This is a genomic window from Pseudomonas sp. R15(2017) (genome assembly GCF_002112685.1).
GTDB lineage: Bacteria > Pseudomonadota > Gammaproteobacteria > Pseudomonadales > Pseudomonadaceae > Aquipseudomonas > Aquipseudomonas glycinae.
The window spans coordinates 172,803-188,135 of record NZ_NEII01000011.1; the positions used below are offsets into that span (position 1 = coordinate 172,803).

General features: G+C 58.4%; 17 protein-coding genes and 1 tRNA gene. 12 read left to right on the forward strand and 6 right to left on the reverse strand.

Annotation, left to right across the window (positions count from 1 at the left end):
* Nucleotides 1-431 precede the first annotated feature (431 nt).
* From CAF77_RS22305 to CAF77_RS22325, 5 genes are all read right to left on the reverse strand, one after another.
* A complete protein-coding gene (locus tag CAF77_RS22305; RefSeq protein WP_085655304.1) occupies nucleotides 432-737 on the reverse strand; it encodes a hypothetical protein in 306 nt (101 codons plus the stop codon).
* Entirely contained in the window at nucleotides 734-1,000 is a 267-nt protein-coding gene (locus CAF77_RS22310; protein WP_085655305.1) for an AlpA family transcriptional regulator, read from the reverse strand. Before CAF77_RS22310 ends, CAF77_RS22305 begins: the two co-directional genes overlap by 4 nt.
* Before the next feature lie 88 nt (nucleotides 1,001-1,088).
* On the reverse strand, nucleotides 1,089-2,009 hold the full coding sequence (locus tag CAF77_RS22315) for a hypothetical protein (protein ID WP_085655306.1): 921 nt from the start codon (nucleotides 2,007-2,009) through the stop codon (nucleotides 1,089-1,091).
* Nucleotides 2,010-2,253: 244 nt separating this feature from the next.
* Nucleotides 2,254-3,495 carry a tyrosine-type recombinase/integrase gene (locus CAF77_RS22320; RefSeq protein WP_085655307.1) on the reverse strand — a complete coding sequence of 414 codons (1,242 nt, stop codon included), beginning with the start codon at nucleotides 3,493-3,495 and terminating at the stop codon, nucleotides 2,254-2,256.
* Nucleotides 3,496-3,659: 164 nt separating this feature from the next.
* A tRNA-Leu gene (locus tag CAF77_RS22325) sits at nucleotides 3,660-3,744 on the reverse strand.
* A 108-nt stretch (nucleotides 3,745-3,852) separates the two neighbouring features.
* On the opposite strand from CAF77_RS22325, the gene queA reads away from it, so the two are divergent.
* The 6 genes from queA (at nucleotide 3,853) to CAF77_RS22355 (ending at nucleotide 9,941) form a co-directional block, all read left to right on the forward strand.
* Nucleotides 3,853-4,902 carry a tRNA preQ1(34) S-adenosylmethionine ribosyltransferase-isomerase QueA gene (gene queA / locus CAF77_RS22330; protein ID WP_085655308.1) on the forward strand — a complete coding sequence of 350 codons (1,050 nt, stop codon included), beginning with the start codon at nucleotides 3,853-3,855 and terminating at the stop codon, nucleotides 4,900-4,902.
* 14 nt (nucleotides 4,903-4,916) lie between these two features.
* Nucleotides 4,917-6,032, forward strand: coding sequence for a tRNA guanosine(34) transglycosylase Tgt (gene tgt / locus CAF77_RS22335; RefSeq protein WP_170928987.1), 1,116 nt, complete (start codon nucleotides 4,917-4,919; stop codon nucleotides 6,030-6,032).
* 43 nt (nucleotides 6,033-6,075) lie between these two features.
* Nucleotides 6,076-6,411 carry a preprotein translocase subunit YajC gene (yajC, locus tag CAF77_RS22340; RefSeq protein ID WP_007956696.1) on the forward strand — a complete coding sequence of 112 codons (336 nt, stop codon included), beginning with the start codon at nucleotides 6,076-6,078 and terminating at the stop codon, nucleotides 6,409-6,411.
* Nucleotides 6,412-6,475: 64 nt separating this feature from the next.
* Nucleotides 6,476-8,347 carry a protein translocase subunit SecD gene (gene secD, locus CAF77_RS22345; protein ID WP_011335820.1) on the forward strand — a complete coding sequence of 624 codons (1,872 nt, stop codon included), beginning with the start codon at nucleotides 6,476-6,478 and terminating at the stop codon, nucleotides 8,345-8,347.
* Between the two features lie 9 nt (nucleotides 8,348-8,356).
* Nucleotides 8,357-9,271, forward strand: coding sequence for a protein translocase subunit SecF (secF, locus tag CAF77_RS22350; protein WP_064383915.1), 915 nt, complete (start codon nucleotides 8,357-8,359; stop codon nucleotides 9,269-9,271).
* Nucleotides 9,272-9,392: 121 nt separating this feature from the next.
* On the forward strand, nucleotides 9,393-9,941 hold the full coding sequence (locus tag CAF77_RS22355) for a glycine zipper 2TM domain-containing protein (protein WP_007956693.1): 549 nt from the start codon (nucleotides 9,393-9,395) through the stop codon (nucleotides 9,939-9,941).
* A gap of 99 nt (nucleotides 9,942-10,040) precedes the next feature.
* On the opposite strand, the gene suhB is transcribed toward CAF77_RS22355, so the two are convergent.
* Complete coding sequence (suhB, locus tag CAF77_RS22360) at nucleotides 10,041-10,859, reverse strand: inositol-phosphate phosphatase (RefSeq protein WP_007941397.1); 819 nt, start codon at nucleotides 10,857-10,859, stop codon at nucleotides 10,041-10,043.
* A 145-nt stretch (nucleotides 10,860-11,004) separates the two neighbouring features.
* Here suhB and trmJ point away from each other — a divergent pair, with 145 nt between their 5' ends.
* The 6 genes from trmJ (at nucleotide 11,005) to iscA (ending at nucleotide 15,325) form a co-directional block, all read left to right on the forward strand.
* The gene (gene trmJ, locus CAF77_RS22365; protein ID WP_064383914.1) at nucleotides 11,005-11,775 is read left to right on the forward strand and encodes a tRNA (cytosine(32)/uridine(32)-2'-O)-methyltransferase TrmJ; all 771 of its coding nucleotides are present in this window, start codon (nucleotides 11,005-11,007) and stop codon (nucleotides 11,773-11,775) included.
* Between the two features lie 2 nt (nucleotides 11,776-11,777).
* The gene (gene cysE, locus CAF77_RS22370) at nucleotides 11,778-12,554 is read left to right on the forward strand and encodes a serine O-acetyltransferase (RefSeq protein ID WP_007956691.1); all 777 of its coding nucleotides are present in this window, start codon (nucleotides 11,778-11,780) and stop codon (nucleotides 12,552-12,554) included.
* Nucleotides 12,555-12,722: 168 nt separating this feature from the next.
* Complete coding sequence (gene iscR, locus CAF77_RS22375) at nucleotides 12,723-13,214, forward strand: Fe-S cluster assembly transcriptional regulator IscR (RefSeq protein WP_007956690.1); 492 nt, start codon at nucleotides 12,723-12,725, stop codon at nucleotides 13,212-13,214.
* A 50-nt stretch (nucleotides 13,215-13,264) separates the two neighbouring features.
* Complete coding sequence (locus CAF77_RS22380) at nucleotides 13,265-14,479, forward strand: IscS subfamily cysteine desulfurase (protein WP_007956689.1); 1,215 nt, start codon at nucleotides 13,265-13,267, stop codon at nucleotides 14,477-14,479.
* Nucleotides 14,480-14,580: 101 nt separating this feature from the next.
* On the forward strand, nucleotides 14,581-14,967 hold the full coding sequence (gene iscU / locus CAF77_RS22385) for a Fe-S cluster assembly scaffold IscU (protein WP_003227907.1): 387 nt from the start codon (nucleotides 14,581-14,583) through the stop codon (nucleotides 14,965-14,967).
* Nucleotides 14,968-15,001: 34 nt separating this feature from the next.
* Nucleotides 15,002-15,325: an iron-sulfur cluster assembly protein IscA gene (gene iscA, locus CAF77_RS22390; protein WP_003227904.1), complete on the forward strand. Its 324-nt coding sequence runs from the start codon at nucleotides 15,002-15,004 to the stop codon at nucleotides 15,323-15,325.
* Nucleotides 15,326-15,333 lie beyond the last annotated feature (8 nt).

Genomic DNA, 15,333 nt, shown 5'->3' on the forward strand with positions numbered 1-15,333 from the left:
GAGCCATCGCACGGTGTGCAGCGGCGCGAATTTTGGACGGATTGAGGGCGTGCATTGGTGAAGCTCCTGTATGTGAGGAGCTGCCACTGATCGTCGCCAAACGATGTAAGGGTGGCAGCTGTGCGCGGGTTGGCGAACCGGGCATACAGGACCCCGGCAGACCCGAAGGTCTCCCACGCACAGCCGCCATAAAGCAGGAGTGCGGGCACAAAAAAAGCGCCTGCAATCGGTATGGGGGCGCCTGTGCGCCTGTATGAGCTCGGGTCGCCAAACCCGGTCGCTGAATTTGCAGCGACGGCCAGAGAGTAACGTCCGTGTTTCGAAAGTGCAACTGCGCTGATGGCTTGCGGTTTTTTCAGGTGCGGCATAAATTGTTCGGGCATGTAGATTGACCTCAACGCCTCCGGATCGCCCCCGGAGGCGTTTTCGTTTCAGGCAAGGGCTTCCCAGCGCAGGGATAGAAGAGGCAGGAAGCCGCCGCTGAGCATGGAGCGGGCGTCTTCGTAAGCGTCGACCTGCTGGCCTTCGTCGACGACAACAGCCCCGGTCTTTTCGCAATGGAGGGATAGGGCGCACCAAGTGCCGTCGGCCCAGCTGAGTACGCTTACCATGCGACCTAATTTGTCCTGCTTGCTGCGATAGCGCTCGAGGCGCTGCATAAGGCGAGGTGAAAACCCGATTTGACGCAGCACTGAAAACGGATGCATCAAAGCTTTCTCTGCGATTTTGCGATTCATGCGGCCACCTGATCACGCGCCTCAATGCGGCTGCGTGCCCATGCTTGGATTTCGGAAAGAACCCACGCCACTGGCGCTCCGCGTGCGGTGCTTGTGCTCAGTTTTACCGGGCGTGGAAAGCCGCTCTTTGGGCACTGCATTAGCTTGTAAATAGTGGGGCGTGCCAGGCCAACGATAGCCATGACTTCGGATATTCTGATCAAGGTTGTCGCGGGGTCGCGATAAGGAATTTGGTTGATTGTTGACGCGCGGGAGTTAGACATAGTCGTGCCTGTAAGGTGAGAGACAGGCGCAGACTAAAAGACGAAAAAAAAGCAAACATGGTTTGCTTTTCGTCGGTACAGCGAAATTTTATCTAGGGAGAAATTTACCTTTTCTCAGGTATTTTCTAACGGTTGGGGCTGATGCCTTGCCCAAGTCGACTAGCGCTTTGACCAATTCAGTTTCCGTTATGTTGGGGTTGGAAGATATTTGGCTTTTTGCCGCTTTGCTTATGTCCTCAAAAAGCTTCTTGGTGTTCTCTTGTTTGATTGTGCCTGGCTTGGCGTTAGCCTTTCCGGCCGCTTTGCCCTTTTCCGACGCTTTTGCGGCAAAAGCCTTTTCCAGCGCTCTTCGCAGAAAACCTGATGCGCTAAAGTCATTGCGCGAAATGTCCGCCCAGTCCGCTTGTTGATAAAGTGAAGCAAGCATCAAAGTCTTGGAGGCCTCGCCATTGAAATCAGCAAACTCCTCTCGTGCCTCGATTTCGAAGTCGCTCTTTCGCTTTCGTTCTCTCTGAATGAGGAGGAGGTATTGTTTGGGGTCGGTCTGTCTGATCTGCTCCACCAGATCTAGATCCAGATCGTAGAGGGAGCGTTCTAGGTCGAATAGCCAGTTCGCAAGGACTTCAACCGCCTGTACAGCTTGAATAAGCGCATAAGTCGCTACGAGTTGCGTGTCGCTTGCGGGATGATCAATGCCAAGGAAGCGGCGAACGGCTCTGGGCAGTGAGGTCTGTTCGGAAAAGTAGAAATGCTCTTCAATAGGGTCGCGAAGTCGAAACATTGTCTTTGTCGCTGATTCAGCACAGTCAGCGTATTGGCCGTCCTTGAGCCAGAAAGATGTTGCATTGTGGATGCAGGTAAACGCATCACGGAAGTGCTCGGAGAATTGGCTGTATAGCGCCAACTCACGGACAGCGAGTTCGACCTCATCAAGATCCCAAAGCAGGCAGCCAACGTCTACCCCGGCAATCTCAAGCTCTAAAGCTTCGGTGCCAAGATTCCTGTTCATTAAGATACCCCTCGCCCCGTACCGTGCGTACTGCCCCAGCGAGGTGTATCTGGCAAAACAGCTGCCAGCAGGGGGCTTGTGGTTCGATGACGGTTACACACGTCAGCAGCGTTACACGCGGAGTTTGTCGAGCTCGGATCAGGTGTAGCTTTAAGAAAATATAATATTTTCAATAGGTTGGGTGGAGTTGTTACACGAGTAACACCCGTTACACCGGTTTTAGAGATAGTCTGGTTAAGTGATCTCATATCGCCTTTCCAAACTGGGCTTGCACTACATTGCCAGCTGCGAGTCCATCAAGATGATCGGCATACCACTGCATCATCGTTACGCGTTGCTCAAGGTATTGGGCCTTGTTGTACACCCCTGAGATGCCTTCCTCTTTGTGAGCCAGCTGCGCTTCAACATGCTCCTTCGGCCAGCCATGTTCTCGAAGCAACGTGCTTGCGGTGTGCCGAGTACCGTGTCCAACAAGACGACCCTTGTAGCCGATGGTTGCAAAGACTTTGTTGATTGTGTTTTCACTAATAGTTGGGTTCTTGGCTCCTACGCCGGGGAAAAGCCAGCGACTCCGTCCTGTTAAGCAGTGCAGATCCTTCAGAGCGGTAACAGCTTGATGGGGAAGGGGGCATACAAAATCCCGACGCATCTTCATCTTGGCAGCAGGTGTCGTCCAAATAGCTTTTTCAAGGTCGAACTCTTTCCACTCAGCCAAGCGGACCATGCCAGGGCGCGATGCTGTCCAGACACAAAGCCAAGCGGCGGTGCGGGCTGTCAGTCTGCTTGGTGTGTTTTTGAGCGCGTGGAGGAATTCAGCCAGCTCAGGTTCCAGCAGGTGTGGATGCTGCTGAGTCTTGGGGGCTTGGGCTGCAATGTCACGGAGGCGACTACCCGGATCGTTTTCGGTGAGCCCTAAGCCGATGGCTCGGCCGAAGATCTGATTGATCCAGGTGCGACACTTTTCCGCCACGTTGTGTGCGTTTCGCGCTTCGAGGGATGCCTGGAGGTCTGCGCAGTCGGTACGGGTGATTTCGTCGAGGGGCTTATTTCCCAATGCCGGGAGGATGTCCTTATCGAGGTAAGTGCGGATTTTGTTAAGAGTGGAGGGAGCGAGGCCCTTTTCTTCTTTGGCCTTCAGCCAAGCTTCCGCAGCAGCTCTGAAGGTCCTAGTCCTGGCAGCGTCAATGGCAGCTTTGGCAGAGCGTTTCTGTTCGAGAGGATCGGCCCCGCTGCTAACTACCTTGCGTAGTTCGGCAGCTTTGTCCCGCGCCAACGCACCACTCACTTCAGGGTAACCCCCTAGCCCCATCCAAGCCCAATTGCCCGCCGGACGTTTGTAGCGAAGCTGCCAGGATTTACCACCATCAGGTTTAACCCTGAAGTAGAGGCCGTTTCCGTCCAGCTCCCGGTATTCCTTTGATTCCGGCTCCAATCCCGCAAGTGTCGTGTCAGCGAGAGGGCGGCGCTTGATGTCTGCGCGCTTCATCCTTGTATCCCAAAGTTAGGTATTTTTCTCAGGATACAAGCAGGGATACAGGGATACAACGGATAAGGGGAGACAGGGGTAGTCAAGCAGGCACAAAAAAACCGGCCAAGTGGCCGGTTTCTTTGGGTCTGAGAGGCTGGTAGAGACTCTCAGATACTGCTATGTGGTGCCCCGAGGGAGACTCGAACTCCCACTCCTTTCGAAAACGGATTTTGAATCCGCCGCGTCTACCAATTCCGCCATCAGGGCTCAATGGCGGCGAAGTATAGAGAGGTGCCTACCGTTGGTCAATCACGTTTCATGGTCAATTTTCGATATTTCCGCTAGACTTTCCGGCCCTGCTAGACGAACCTCATCATGCGCGTTGCTGACTTTACCTTCGAGCTTCCTGATTCGCTGATTGCCCGCCATCCTTTGGCCGAGCGTCGCGGTAGTCGCCTGTTGACCCTGGATGGGGTCAGCGGCGCCCTGGCACACCGTCAATTCACTGATCTGCTGGAGCATTTGCGCCCCGGCGATCTGATGGTGTTCAACAATACCCGGGTGATTCCGGCGCGGCTGTTCGGGCAGAAAGCCTCCGGCGGCAAGCTGGAAATCCTCATCGAGCGGGTGCTCGATACCCACCGCGTGCTGGCTCATGTGCGTTCCAGCAAGTCGCCGAAACCGGGTTCGAAGATCCTGATCGACGGTGGTGGCGAAGCCGAGATGCTGGCGCGTCACGATGCGCTGTTCGAGCTGGGGTTTGCCGAAGAAGTGCTGCCGCTGCTCGATCGCGTCGGCCACATGCCGTTGCCTCCTTATATAGACCGCCCGGACGAAGGTTCGGATCGCGAGCGCTATCAGACCGTGTATGCCGAGAAGCTCGGCGCGGTGGCGGCGCCGACTGCCGGGCTGCATTTCGATCAGACGCTGATGGAAGCGATCTCCGCCAAGGGCGTCGAGACGGCGTTCGTCACGCTGCACGTCGGCGCCGGCACCTTCCAGCCGGTGCGCGTGGAGAAGATCGAAGATCACCACATGCACACCGAGTGGCTGGAAGTCGGTCAGGATGTGGTCGATGCCGTCGCCGCTTGCCGTGAGCGTGGCGGTCGCGTCATCGCTGTCGGCACCACCAGCGTGCGTTCGCTGGAAAGCGCCGCCCGCGATGGCGTACTTAAACCGTTCAGTGGCGACACCGACATCTTTATCTACCCGGGCCGGCCGTTCCATGTGGTCGACGCCCTGGTCACCAATTTCCATTTGCCCGAGTCCACGCTGTTGATGCTGGTTTCGGCGTTCGCCGGTTATCCGGAAACCATGGCTGCCTACAAAGCCGCGGTCGATAACGGATACCGCTTTTTCAGCTACGGTGATGCGATGTTCATCACCCGTAATCCCGCCCCCCGCGGCCCAGAGGAAACAGTATGAGTCGCACCTGTCGTATGTCGTTCGAGCTGCTTGCCACCGATGGCAAGGCCCGTCGTGGTCGTCTGACCTTCCCCCGTGGCACCGTCGAGACCCCGGCCTTCATGCCGGTGGGCACCTACGGCACGGTCAAGGGCATGTTGCCGCGTGACATCGTCGCCACCGGCGCGGAGATCATTCTGGGCAACACTTTCCACCTGTGGCTGCGCCCGGGTACCGAAGTGATCAAGGAGCACGGCGACCTGCACGATTTCATGCAGTGGAAAGGCCCGATCCTGACCGACTCCGGCGGTTTCCAGGTGTTCAGCCTCGGCGCCATGCGCAAGATCAAGGAGGAGGGCGTGACCTTCGCCTCCCCGGTCGACGGCTCGAAAGTGTTCATGGGCCCGGAAGAGTCGATGCAGGTCCAGCGCGACCTGGGCTCGGACATCGTGATGATCTTCGACGAATGCACCCCTTACCCGGCTGACGAAGACGTGGCCCGCGTGTCCATGGAACTGTCGCTGCGCTGGGCCCAGCGTTCGAAGAATGCCCATGGCGACAACACCGCGGCGTTGTTCGGCATCGTTCAGGGCGGCATGCACCAGGACCTGCGCATGCGCTCGCTGGAAGGCCTGGACAAGATCGGCTTCGACGGTCTGGCCATCGGCGGTCTGTCGGTGGGCGAACCCAAGCACGAAATGATCAAGGTGCTGGACTATCTGCCGGGCATGATGCCGGCTGACAAACCTCGTTACCTTATGGGCGTTGGCAAACCGGAAGATCTGGTTGAGGGTGTGCGCCGCGGTGTGGACATGTTCGATTGCGTGATGCCAACCCGTAATGCCCGCAACGGGCATCTGTTCGTTGATACAGGCGTGCTGAAGATCCGTAACGCGTTCCATCGCCATGATGATTCGCCACTGGATCCGACCTGCGATTGCTATACCTGCCAGAACTTCTCCCGCGCTTATCTGCATCATCTGGACAAGTGCGGCGAAATGCTCGGCAGCATGCTCAATACCATCCACAATTTGCGCCATTATCAGGTGCTGATGGCTGGTTTGCGCGAGGCTATTCAACAGGGTACATTGGCCGCCTTTGTCGATGCCTTCTACGCCAAACGCGGGCTTCCCGTTCCGCCTTTGGACTGAGTTTTCTGACCCCAAGATTCAACATTTGCAACTGGAGTGCTAAATGAGCTTTTTTATCTCTAATGCCATGGCTGACGCGGCTGCACCGGCTGCAGCGCCTATGGGCGGCGGCTTCGAGTGGATTTTCCTGGTCGGCTTCCTGGTCATCTTCTACCTGATGATCTGGCGTCCACAGGCCAAGCGCGCCAAAGAGCAGAAGAACCTGCTGAGCAGCCTGCAGAAGGGCGACGAAGTGGTCACCACCGGCGGCATCGCCGGCAAGATCACCAAAGTGGCCGATGACTTCGTGGTTCTGGAAGTTTCCGACACCGTGGAAATGAAGTTCCAGAAGGGCGCCATCGCCGCCACGCTGCCAAAAGGCACGCTGAAAGCGATCTAAGGTTCCAACTTCTACTCAATCGACGGGGCGCGCAAGGCGCCCCGCGTTCATAACGGGCGGCGTGATGCTGAACAAATATCCTCTGTGGAAATACATTCTGATCCTGGCGGTGCTGGCGATCGGTCTGATTTATTCCGCTCCGAATCTATACCCCGATGACCCGGCCATTCAGATCAGCGGCGCCAGCACGGCCCTGCAGGTCAATCAGGCCGATCTGGATCGCGTGAGCACCGCGCTCAAGGAATCCGGGATCAACGTCAAGGCTTCGAGCCTGGCTGCGAACGGCAAGGGCGGTCTGATCCGTCTGACCAAGGCTGAAGACCAGCTGCCGGCCAAGGACGTTGTCCGCAAGGCATTGGGTGATGACTACGTCGTCGCGCTGAACCTGGCACAAACCACCCCGCAATGGTTGCGCAACCTGGCTGCGCACCCGATGAAGCTGGGTCTGGACTTGTCCGGTGGTGTGCACTTCCTGCTGGAAGTGGACATGGACAAAGCCCTCGACGCCCGCCTGAAAGTCTACGAAGGCGACGTCAAGAGCCTGCTGCGCAAAGAGAAACTGCGTTATCGCAGCCTGCCGCAACTCAATGGCGCCATTCAGCTGGGCTTCAGCGATGCTGATTCCCGCGAACAGGCCCGTGCGCTGATCCGCAAGAATTTCAACGATTTCGACATTGTGCCGGCCGATCTCAATGGTCAACCGGTGCTGCGTCTGGCGATGACCCCGGCCAAGCTGGCGGAAATCCGTGAATACTCCATCAAGCAGAACCTGACCACGGTCCGTAACCGCGTCAACGAGCTGGGTGTTGCCGAACCGATCGTCCAGCGTCAGGGCGCCAACCGTATCGTGGTTGAGCTGCCGGGCGTGCAGGACACTGCCGAAGCCAAGCGTATCCTCGGCAAGACGGCCAACCTGGAGTTCCGTCTGGCTGCAGAGCCGGGCGCTTCGAAAGCCACTTCCGAGACCTTCGAATTCCGTGAAGGCAAGCGTCCTCCTGCGCAGATCGAGCGTGGTCTGATCATCACCGGTGACCAGGTGACTGACGCCAAGGCCGGTTTCGATTCGCAGCACGGTACGCCTGAAGTGAACATCCGCCTGGATGGTCACGGTGGCGATCTGATGAACCGCGCGACCCGCAGCAACGTCGGTCGCAGCATGGCGGTGATCTTCATCGAACAGCGCCCGGTCACTACTTACGTCAAGCAAGTGGTCGACGGCGTCGAAAAAGACGTGCCGGTGCAGACCTTCAAGGAAGAGAAGAAAATCATCAGCCTGGCGACCATTCAGTCGCCGCTGGGTGCGCAGTTCCGTATCACCGGCCTGAACGGCCAGGGCGAGTCGTCCGAACTGGCGCTGTTGCTGCGTGCCGGTGGTCTGGCTGCTCCGATGTACTTCGCTGAAGAACGCACCATCGGCCCGAGCCTGGGTGCGGACAACATCACCAAGGGTATCGATGCATCGCTGTGGGGCATGTTGTTCGTCTCGCTGTTCATCATCGCCATCTACCGCTTCTTCGGCCTGATCGCCACCGTTGCACTGGCGGTGAACATGGTGTTGCTGCTGGCGCTGATGTCGCTGCTGGGGGCTACGCTGACCCTGCCGGGTATCGCCGGTATCGTGTTGACCATGGGTATGGCGGTCGACGCCAACGTGCTGATCTTCTCGCGGATTCGTGAAGAGATCGCCGCCGGCATGACCGTGCAACGTGCAATCAACGAAGGCTTCGGCCGGGCATTCACTGCGATTCTCGACGCCAACCTGACCACCTTGCTGGTCGGCGGCATCCTCTTCGCCATGGGCACAGGCCCGGTGAAAGGCTTTGCAGTGACCATGTCCCTCGGGATCTTTACCTCGATGTTCACGGCCATCATGGTGACCCGCGCAATGGTCAACCTGATCTTTGGCGGACGTGACTTCAAGAAGTTGTGGATTTAAGGGGCTGCCATGTTACGTACAATCAACTTCATGGGCGTCCGCAACTTTGCGTTCGGCGTCACCGTATTTCTGACCTTGCTGGCAATCTTCAGTGTGTTCCACAAGGGCATGAACTGGGGGCTTGACTTCACCGGTGGTACGCTCATCGAGCTGACCTACGAGCGTCCGGCTGACGTCACCAAGGTGCGCGAGCAGCTGGTGACCTCGGGTTACCACGAGGCCGTCGTGCAGAACTTCGGTGCAACCACCGACCTGCTGGTGCGTATGCCGGGTGAAGACCCGCAACTGGGTCATCAGGTGGCAGAAGCGCTGCAAAAGGTCGGCGGCGATAACCCCGCTACCGTCAAGCGTGTCGAGTTCGTCGGCCCGCAGGTCGGTGAAGAGCTGCGTGACCAGGGCGGCCTCGGCATGCTGCTGGCGCTCGGCGGCATCCTGATCTATCTGGCTTTCCGCTTTCAGTGGAAGTTCGCGGTCGGCGCCATCGTATCGCTGATCCACGATGTGATCGTGACCATCGGTATCCTGTCGTTTTTCCAGATTACCTTCGACCTGACGGTGTTGGCGGCGGTGCTGGCGATCATCGGCTACTCGCTCAACGACACCATCGTCGTATTCGACCGGGTGCGTGAGAACTTCCGTGTCCTGCGCAAGGCTTCGCTGATCGAGAACATCAATATCTCGACGACTCAGACCTTGCTGCGGACCATGGCGACGTCGATCTCCACCCTGCTGGCGATCGCGGCGCTGCTGTTCTTTGGTGGCGATAACCTGTTCGGTTTCTCCATCGCCCTGTTTATCGGTGTTCTGGCGGGTACCTACTCGTCGATCTACATCGCGAACGTGGTGTTGATCTGGCTGAACCTGAGCACTGAAGATCTCATTCCTCCGGCCAACACCGAGAAGGAAGTCGACGACCGTCCATAACGGCCATCGATTTTCCGGCGGTCAGTCAAAAAAGACGCGAGTTGAACTCGCGTCTTTTTTTTTGCTCCAAGGCTGGGAGAAGCGCGGGCGCGTTCCCGCATGTGATGGTCAGGAGGTTCATGTGAACAAGTCGTTGCTGGTTGGTGCGGTATTGGGTGCTGTCGGTGTGACTGCCGGGGGTGCTGTTGCCACCTACAGCCTGGTTAAAAGCGGCCCTGAGTATGCGCAAGTGCTGGCCGTAGAGCCGGTCAAAACACAGATCAAGACTCCACGTGAAGTGTGCAAGGACGTGACGGTGACCCGGCAGGCGCCGGTGAAAGATCAGCACCAGATCGCCGGCACCGTGGTCGGTGCGTTGGCGGGTGGTCTGCTGGGTAATCAGATCGGCGGCGGCACGGGCAAGAAGATTGCCACGGTGGCCGGTGCGGTCGGTGGTGGTTACGCCGGTAACAAGGTTCAGGAGGGTATGCAGGAGCGTGATACCTACACCACGACTCAGACTCGCTGTAACACGGTGAATGACATCAGCGACAAGGTTGTGGGCTACGACGTCCGGTATTCGCTGGATGGGAAGGAAGGCAAGGTGCGGATGGATCGTGATCCGGGCAACCAGATCCCGGTCGACAAGGAGGGCAAGCTGATCCTGTCGCAGAACGAGCCAGGCCAGTGATTGGTTGACGGCTTATAAAAAAAGCACCCTTCGGGGTGCTTTTTCATGCCCATAAAAAAACACCCCGAAGGGTGTTTTTTTTTTGGTTTCGCGAAACGCTTAGCGCTTCAGCGAGGCCGGCAGGTGTGGCTGGATCGCCGTCAGAACTGCCTTGAAGCATTTGGTGTTGCCGGCAACGACGTGGCCTTTTTCAAGGAAGTCGTGACCGCCGGTGAAGTCGCTCACCAGGCCGCCTGCTTCCTGAATCAGCAGGGCGCCAGCGGCCATGTCCCACTCGGACAGACCCGACTCCCAGAACGCGTCGAAACGGCCGGCGGCTACGTAAGCCAGGTCCAGGCTTGCCGAACCGGCGCGGCGGATGCCGGCAGTCTGGCCAACCAGGGCGCGGAACATGCCCAGGTAGTTGTCGAGGTTGTCCATCTGGTCGTCACGGAACGGGAAACCGGTGCCGAGCAGGGCGCCGTCCAGGCTGGTACGACCGCTGACACGCAGGCGACGACCGTTCAGTTGAGCGCCGCGACCACGGCTGGCGGTGAATTCTTCCTGGCGAACCGGATCCAGAACAACAGCGTGTTCCAGGCGACCACGGTATTTGCAGGCAATGCTGACAGCGAAGTGAGGAATGCCGCGCAGGAAGTTGGTGGTGCCGTCCAGTGGATCGATGATCCACAGGTATTCTTCGCCTTCGATGCCGGTGCCGGCGTGCAGGCCGGTCTCTTCACCCATGATCGAGTGATTCGGGTAAGCCTTGCGCAGGGCGTCGATGATTTTCTGTTCGGCGGCGCGATCGACCTCGGATACGTAATCCTTGGCGTCTTTTTCGTCGACCTTGATGGTATCCAGGCGCTCGATGGAGCGGAAGATCAGTTCACTGGCGCTGCGGGCGGCGCGCAGCGCGATATTCAGCATGGGCTGCATGGATGTGTCACCTAAGGTTGTTAAAGAAAGCCGCGCATTCTATCAGAACTTTTCTTCAGGTGAAGGTCGCTGTTCGCTTTCATAGCTTAACGGTAGGCTGTTCTGTAAGATTTGCACCCCTTTGCCGAGTCCGAGAGCGCCCGCCGTGCTGCAAAATATTCGTGTCGTCCTGGTCAACACCAGCCATCCGGGAAACATCGGCGGGACCGCGCGCGCCATGAAAAACATGGGCCTGTCGCGTCTGGTGCTGGTTGATCCGCGAGTCTTTCCGCATCACGAAGCCGATGCCCGCGCTTCGGGTGCCGGTGACATCCTTGAAAACGCGCAAGTCGTCGCCACCTTGGAAGACGCCCTGGTCGGTTGCAATCTGGTGCTCGGCACCAGTGCCCGTGACCGGCGCATTCCCTGGCCATTGCTGGATCCGCGCGAGTGCGGAATCAAAGTGGTCGAGGAGGCCGGGCAGGGCGCGGAGATCGCGCTGGTGTTCGGTCGTGAAGATTCCGGCCTGACCAATGACGAGCTGCAGCGATGTCACTATCACGTGCACATCCCCTCCGATCCTGAATTCAGCTCGCTGAACCTCGGGGCGGCGGTGCAGGTGTTGAGTTATGAAGTGCGCATGGCGTGGCTGGCTGCACAAGGCCAGCCGAGCAAGATCGAGAAGGAAGAAGTGGCCTCCGTGAAAAGCGCAGAGCTTGCGACCATGGATGAGCTGGAGCGGTTCTATGAGCACCTGGAGCAGACCCTGGTGGCCATCGAATTCCTCGATCCGGAAAAGCCGCGGCACTTGATGGCGCGCCTGCGCCGGTTGTACGGACGCAGCTCGGTCAGCCGGGCGGAAATGAATATTTTGCGTGGCATCCTCACGGAAACCCAGAAAGCGGCCCGTGGCGAGCTCCTTAAGCGGAAGGATTAATGATGTTCGAGCGTTTGCGTGAAGATATCCAGAGCGTATTCCACCGGGACCCGGCGGCGCGTAACGCTTTTGAAGTCCTGACCTGCTACCCCGGCATGCATGCGATCTGGATTCATCGACTGGCCGGCATGCTCTGGCGCAATGATCTGAAATGGCTGGCGCGGCTGGTGTCGAACTTCGGTCGCTGGCTGACCGGGATCGAGATCCATCCGGGGGCCAAGGTCGGTCGACGCTTCTTCATCGACCATGGCATGGGTATCGTGATTGGTGAAACCGCTGAAATCGGCGATGACGTGACGATCTATCAGGGCGTGACCCTGGGCGGTACCAGCTGGAACAAGGGCAAGCGTCATCCGACCCTCGGTGATGGCGTTGTGGTGGGGGCAGGTGCGAAGGTGCTCGGCCCGTTCACTGTGGGTGCTGGCGCCAAGGTCGGGTCCAATGCTGTCGTCACCAAAGAAGTGCCACCGGGTGCCACTGTGGTGGGGATTCCGGGCCGGATCATCGTTAAATCCGATGATGAGGCTGACGCCAAGCGCAAGGCGATGGCCGAGAAGATCGGCTTCGACGCCTATGGTGTCAGCGAGGACATGCCCGATCCGGTGGCGCGCGCCATCGGCCAGTTGCTCGATCACCTGCAAGCGGTGGACGGGCGTCTGGAGGGGATGTGCGGCGCGCTGAAGGATCTGGGCAGTAATTACTGTGCGAAAGATCTGCCCGAGCTGCGTGAAGAAGACTTCGCCTGCGTCAAGGGCAAGGACGAATCCAAGCTCCACTGACGCACTTGTAGGGCTGCTGCCGACCGGTGTGCCATTAGGCCGCAGACCCTGCTATGATTCGCGCGCTCTTTTGCGGGTAAACCCGACTAAAGCACTAGGTCTTATAGTTGACTTAAATGCTCGGGAATTGCATACTCCCGCCCATTCCGAACTCCGTGGTAATTGTCCATGCGACTGACTACAAAAGGCCGATACGCCGTGACCGCCATGCTTGACCTGGCGTTGCACGCGCAACACGGGCCGGTGTCCCTGGCCGATATCTCCGAGCGCCAAGGCATCTCCCTGTCCTATCTCGAACAGCTTTTCGCCAAGCTGCGCCGCAGCAACCTGGTTTCCAGTGTTCGCGGTCCGGGCGGTGGCTACCAGTTGTCCCGCGACATGCAGGGCATCCAGGTGGCTCAGGTGATCGATGCGGTGAACGAATCGGTCGATGCAACAAAATGCCAGGGCCAGGGCGACTGCCACTCCGGTGACACCTGCCTGACCCATCACCTGTGGTGCGACCTGAGCCTGCAGATTCACGAATTTCTCAGCGGTATCAGCTTGGCCGACCTCGTAACTCGCCGTGAGGTGCAGGAAGTGGCCCAGCGTCAGGATCAGCGTCGTTGCAATGGCAAGGCGCCGCGCCTGGACAAGATTGAAGCGTCCGCCGTCGAATGACAGCCAGAGAGCTAGCGGCACGCCAGCCAGCCTGATTTAGGAGATAGTCCATGAAATTGCCGATTTACCTTGATTACTCTGCGACCACCCCGGTCGATCCGCGCGTTGCGCAAAAAATGAGTGAATGCCTGCTGGTCGACGGAAACTTCGGTAACCCGGCGTCCCGTTCCCACGTGTTCGGCTGGAAAGCCGAAGAGTCCGTCGAAAACGCCCGTCGTCAGGTGGCCGATCTGGTCAACGCCGACCCGCGTGAAATCGTCTGGACCTCCGGTGCCACCGAGTCCGACAACCTGGCAATCAAGGGTGCGGCACATTTCTACGCCTCCAAGGGCAAGCACCTGATCACCTCCAAGATCGAACACAAGGCTGTCCTCGACACCATGCGCCAACTGGAGCGTGAAGGTTTCGAAGTCACCTACCTCGATCCGACCGAAGATGGCCTGATCACCCCGGCCATGATCGAAGCCGCGCTGCGCGAAGACACCATCCTGGTGTCGGTAATGCACGTGAACAACGAAATCGGCACCGTCAACGATATCGCCGCCATCGGTGAGCTGCTTCGTTCCAAAGGCATCCTGTTCCACGTCGACGCCGCTCAGTCCACCGGCAAGGTCGAAATCGACCTGCAGAAACTGAAAGTCGACATGATGTCTTTCTCCGCCCACAAGACCTACGGCCCCAAAGGCATCGGCGCGCTGTACGTCAGCCGCAAGCCGCGTGTGCGCATCGAAGCGACCATGCACGGTGGCGGTCACGAGCGTGGCATGCGTTCCGGCACCCTGGCGACCCACCAGATCGTTGGCATGGGCGAAGCGTTCCGTGTGGCCAAGGAAGACATGGCTGCCGAAAACGTCCGTATCAAGGCATTGAGCGACCGCTTCTACAAGCAGGTCGAGCACCTGGAAGAGCTGTACGTCAACGGCAGCCTGACCGCCCGCGTTCCGCACAACCTGAACCTGAGCTTCAACTACGTTGAAGGCGAGTCGCTGATCATGGCGCTCAAGGATCTGGCGGTTTCGTCCGGTTCGGCCTGCACCTCGGCGTCGCTTGAGCCTTCGTACGTACTGCGCGCCCTGGGCCGCAACGACGAACTGGCACACAGCTCGATCCGTTTCACCTTCGGCCGTTTCACCACCGAAGAAGAAATCGACTACGCCGCGCAGAAAGTCTGCGAGGCCGTTACCAAGCTGCGCGCTCTGTCGCCGCTGTGGGACATGTACAAAGACGGCGTCGATATCTCGAAGATCGAGTGGGCGGCACACTAAATATAGAAGCCGCCGGATACAGATCCTGTAGCGACGCGGCGGTTTACGCAGCGCAGTTGCAGGGTCTCAAGAGCGGCCCTGATGAGTGAGGATTGAGAATCATGGCTTACAGCGAAAAGGTCATCGACCACTACGAAAACCCGCGCAACGTCGGCAAGATGAACGCGGAAGATCCTGATGTCGGCACCGGCATGGTCGGCGCTCCGGCGTGCGGCGACGTGATGCGTCTGCAAATCAAGGTCAACGATCAGGGCGTTATCGAAGATGCCAAGTTCAAGACCTACGGCTGCGGTTCGGCTATCGCCTCCAGCTCCCTCGCTACCGAGTGGATGAAGGGCAAGACTCTGGACGAAGCTGAAACCATCAAGAACACTCAGCTGGCCGAAGAACTGGCCCTGCCGCCAGTGAAAATCCACTGCTCGGTTCTCGCTGAAGACGCCATCAAGGCGGCCGTTCGCGATTACAAGCAGAAGAAAGGCTTGATCTGACTTTCAAGATTTGGCGACGAGTAAGGAGTCAACGATGGCTATCAGCATGACAGAAGCGGCTGCTCGACACGTGCGGCGCTCCCTCGACGGGCGCGGCAAGGGTGAAGGGATTCGTCTGGGTGTTCGCACCACAGGCTGTTCCGGCCTTGCCTACGTGCTGGAGTTTGTCGACGAGGTGGTTGCAGAAGATCAGGTGTTCGAAAGTCACGGCGAGAAAGTGATCATCGACCCGAAAAGCCTGGCCTACCTCGACGGCACCGAGCTCGACTTCGTCAAGGAAGGATTGAACGAAGGCTTCAAGTTCAACAATCCCAACGTACGCGGTGAATGTGGCTGCGGCGAAAGCTTCAACATCTGAGGCTTGTC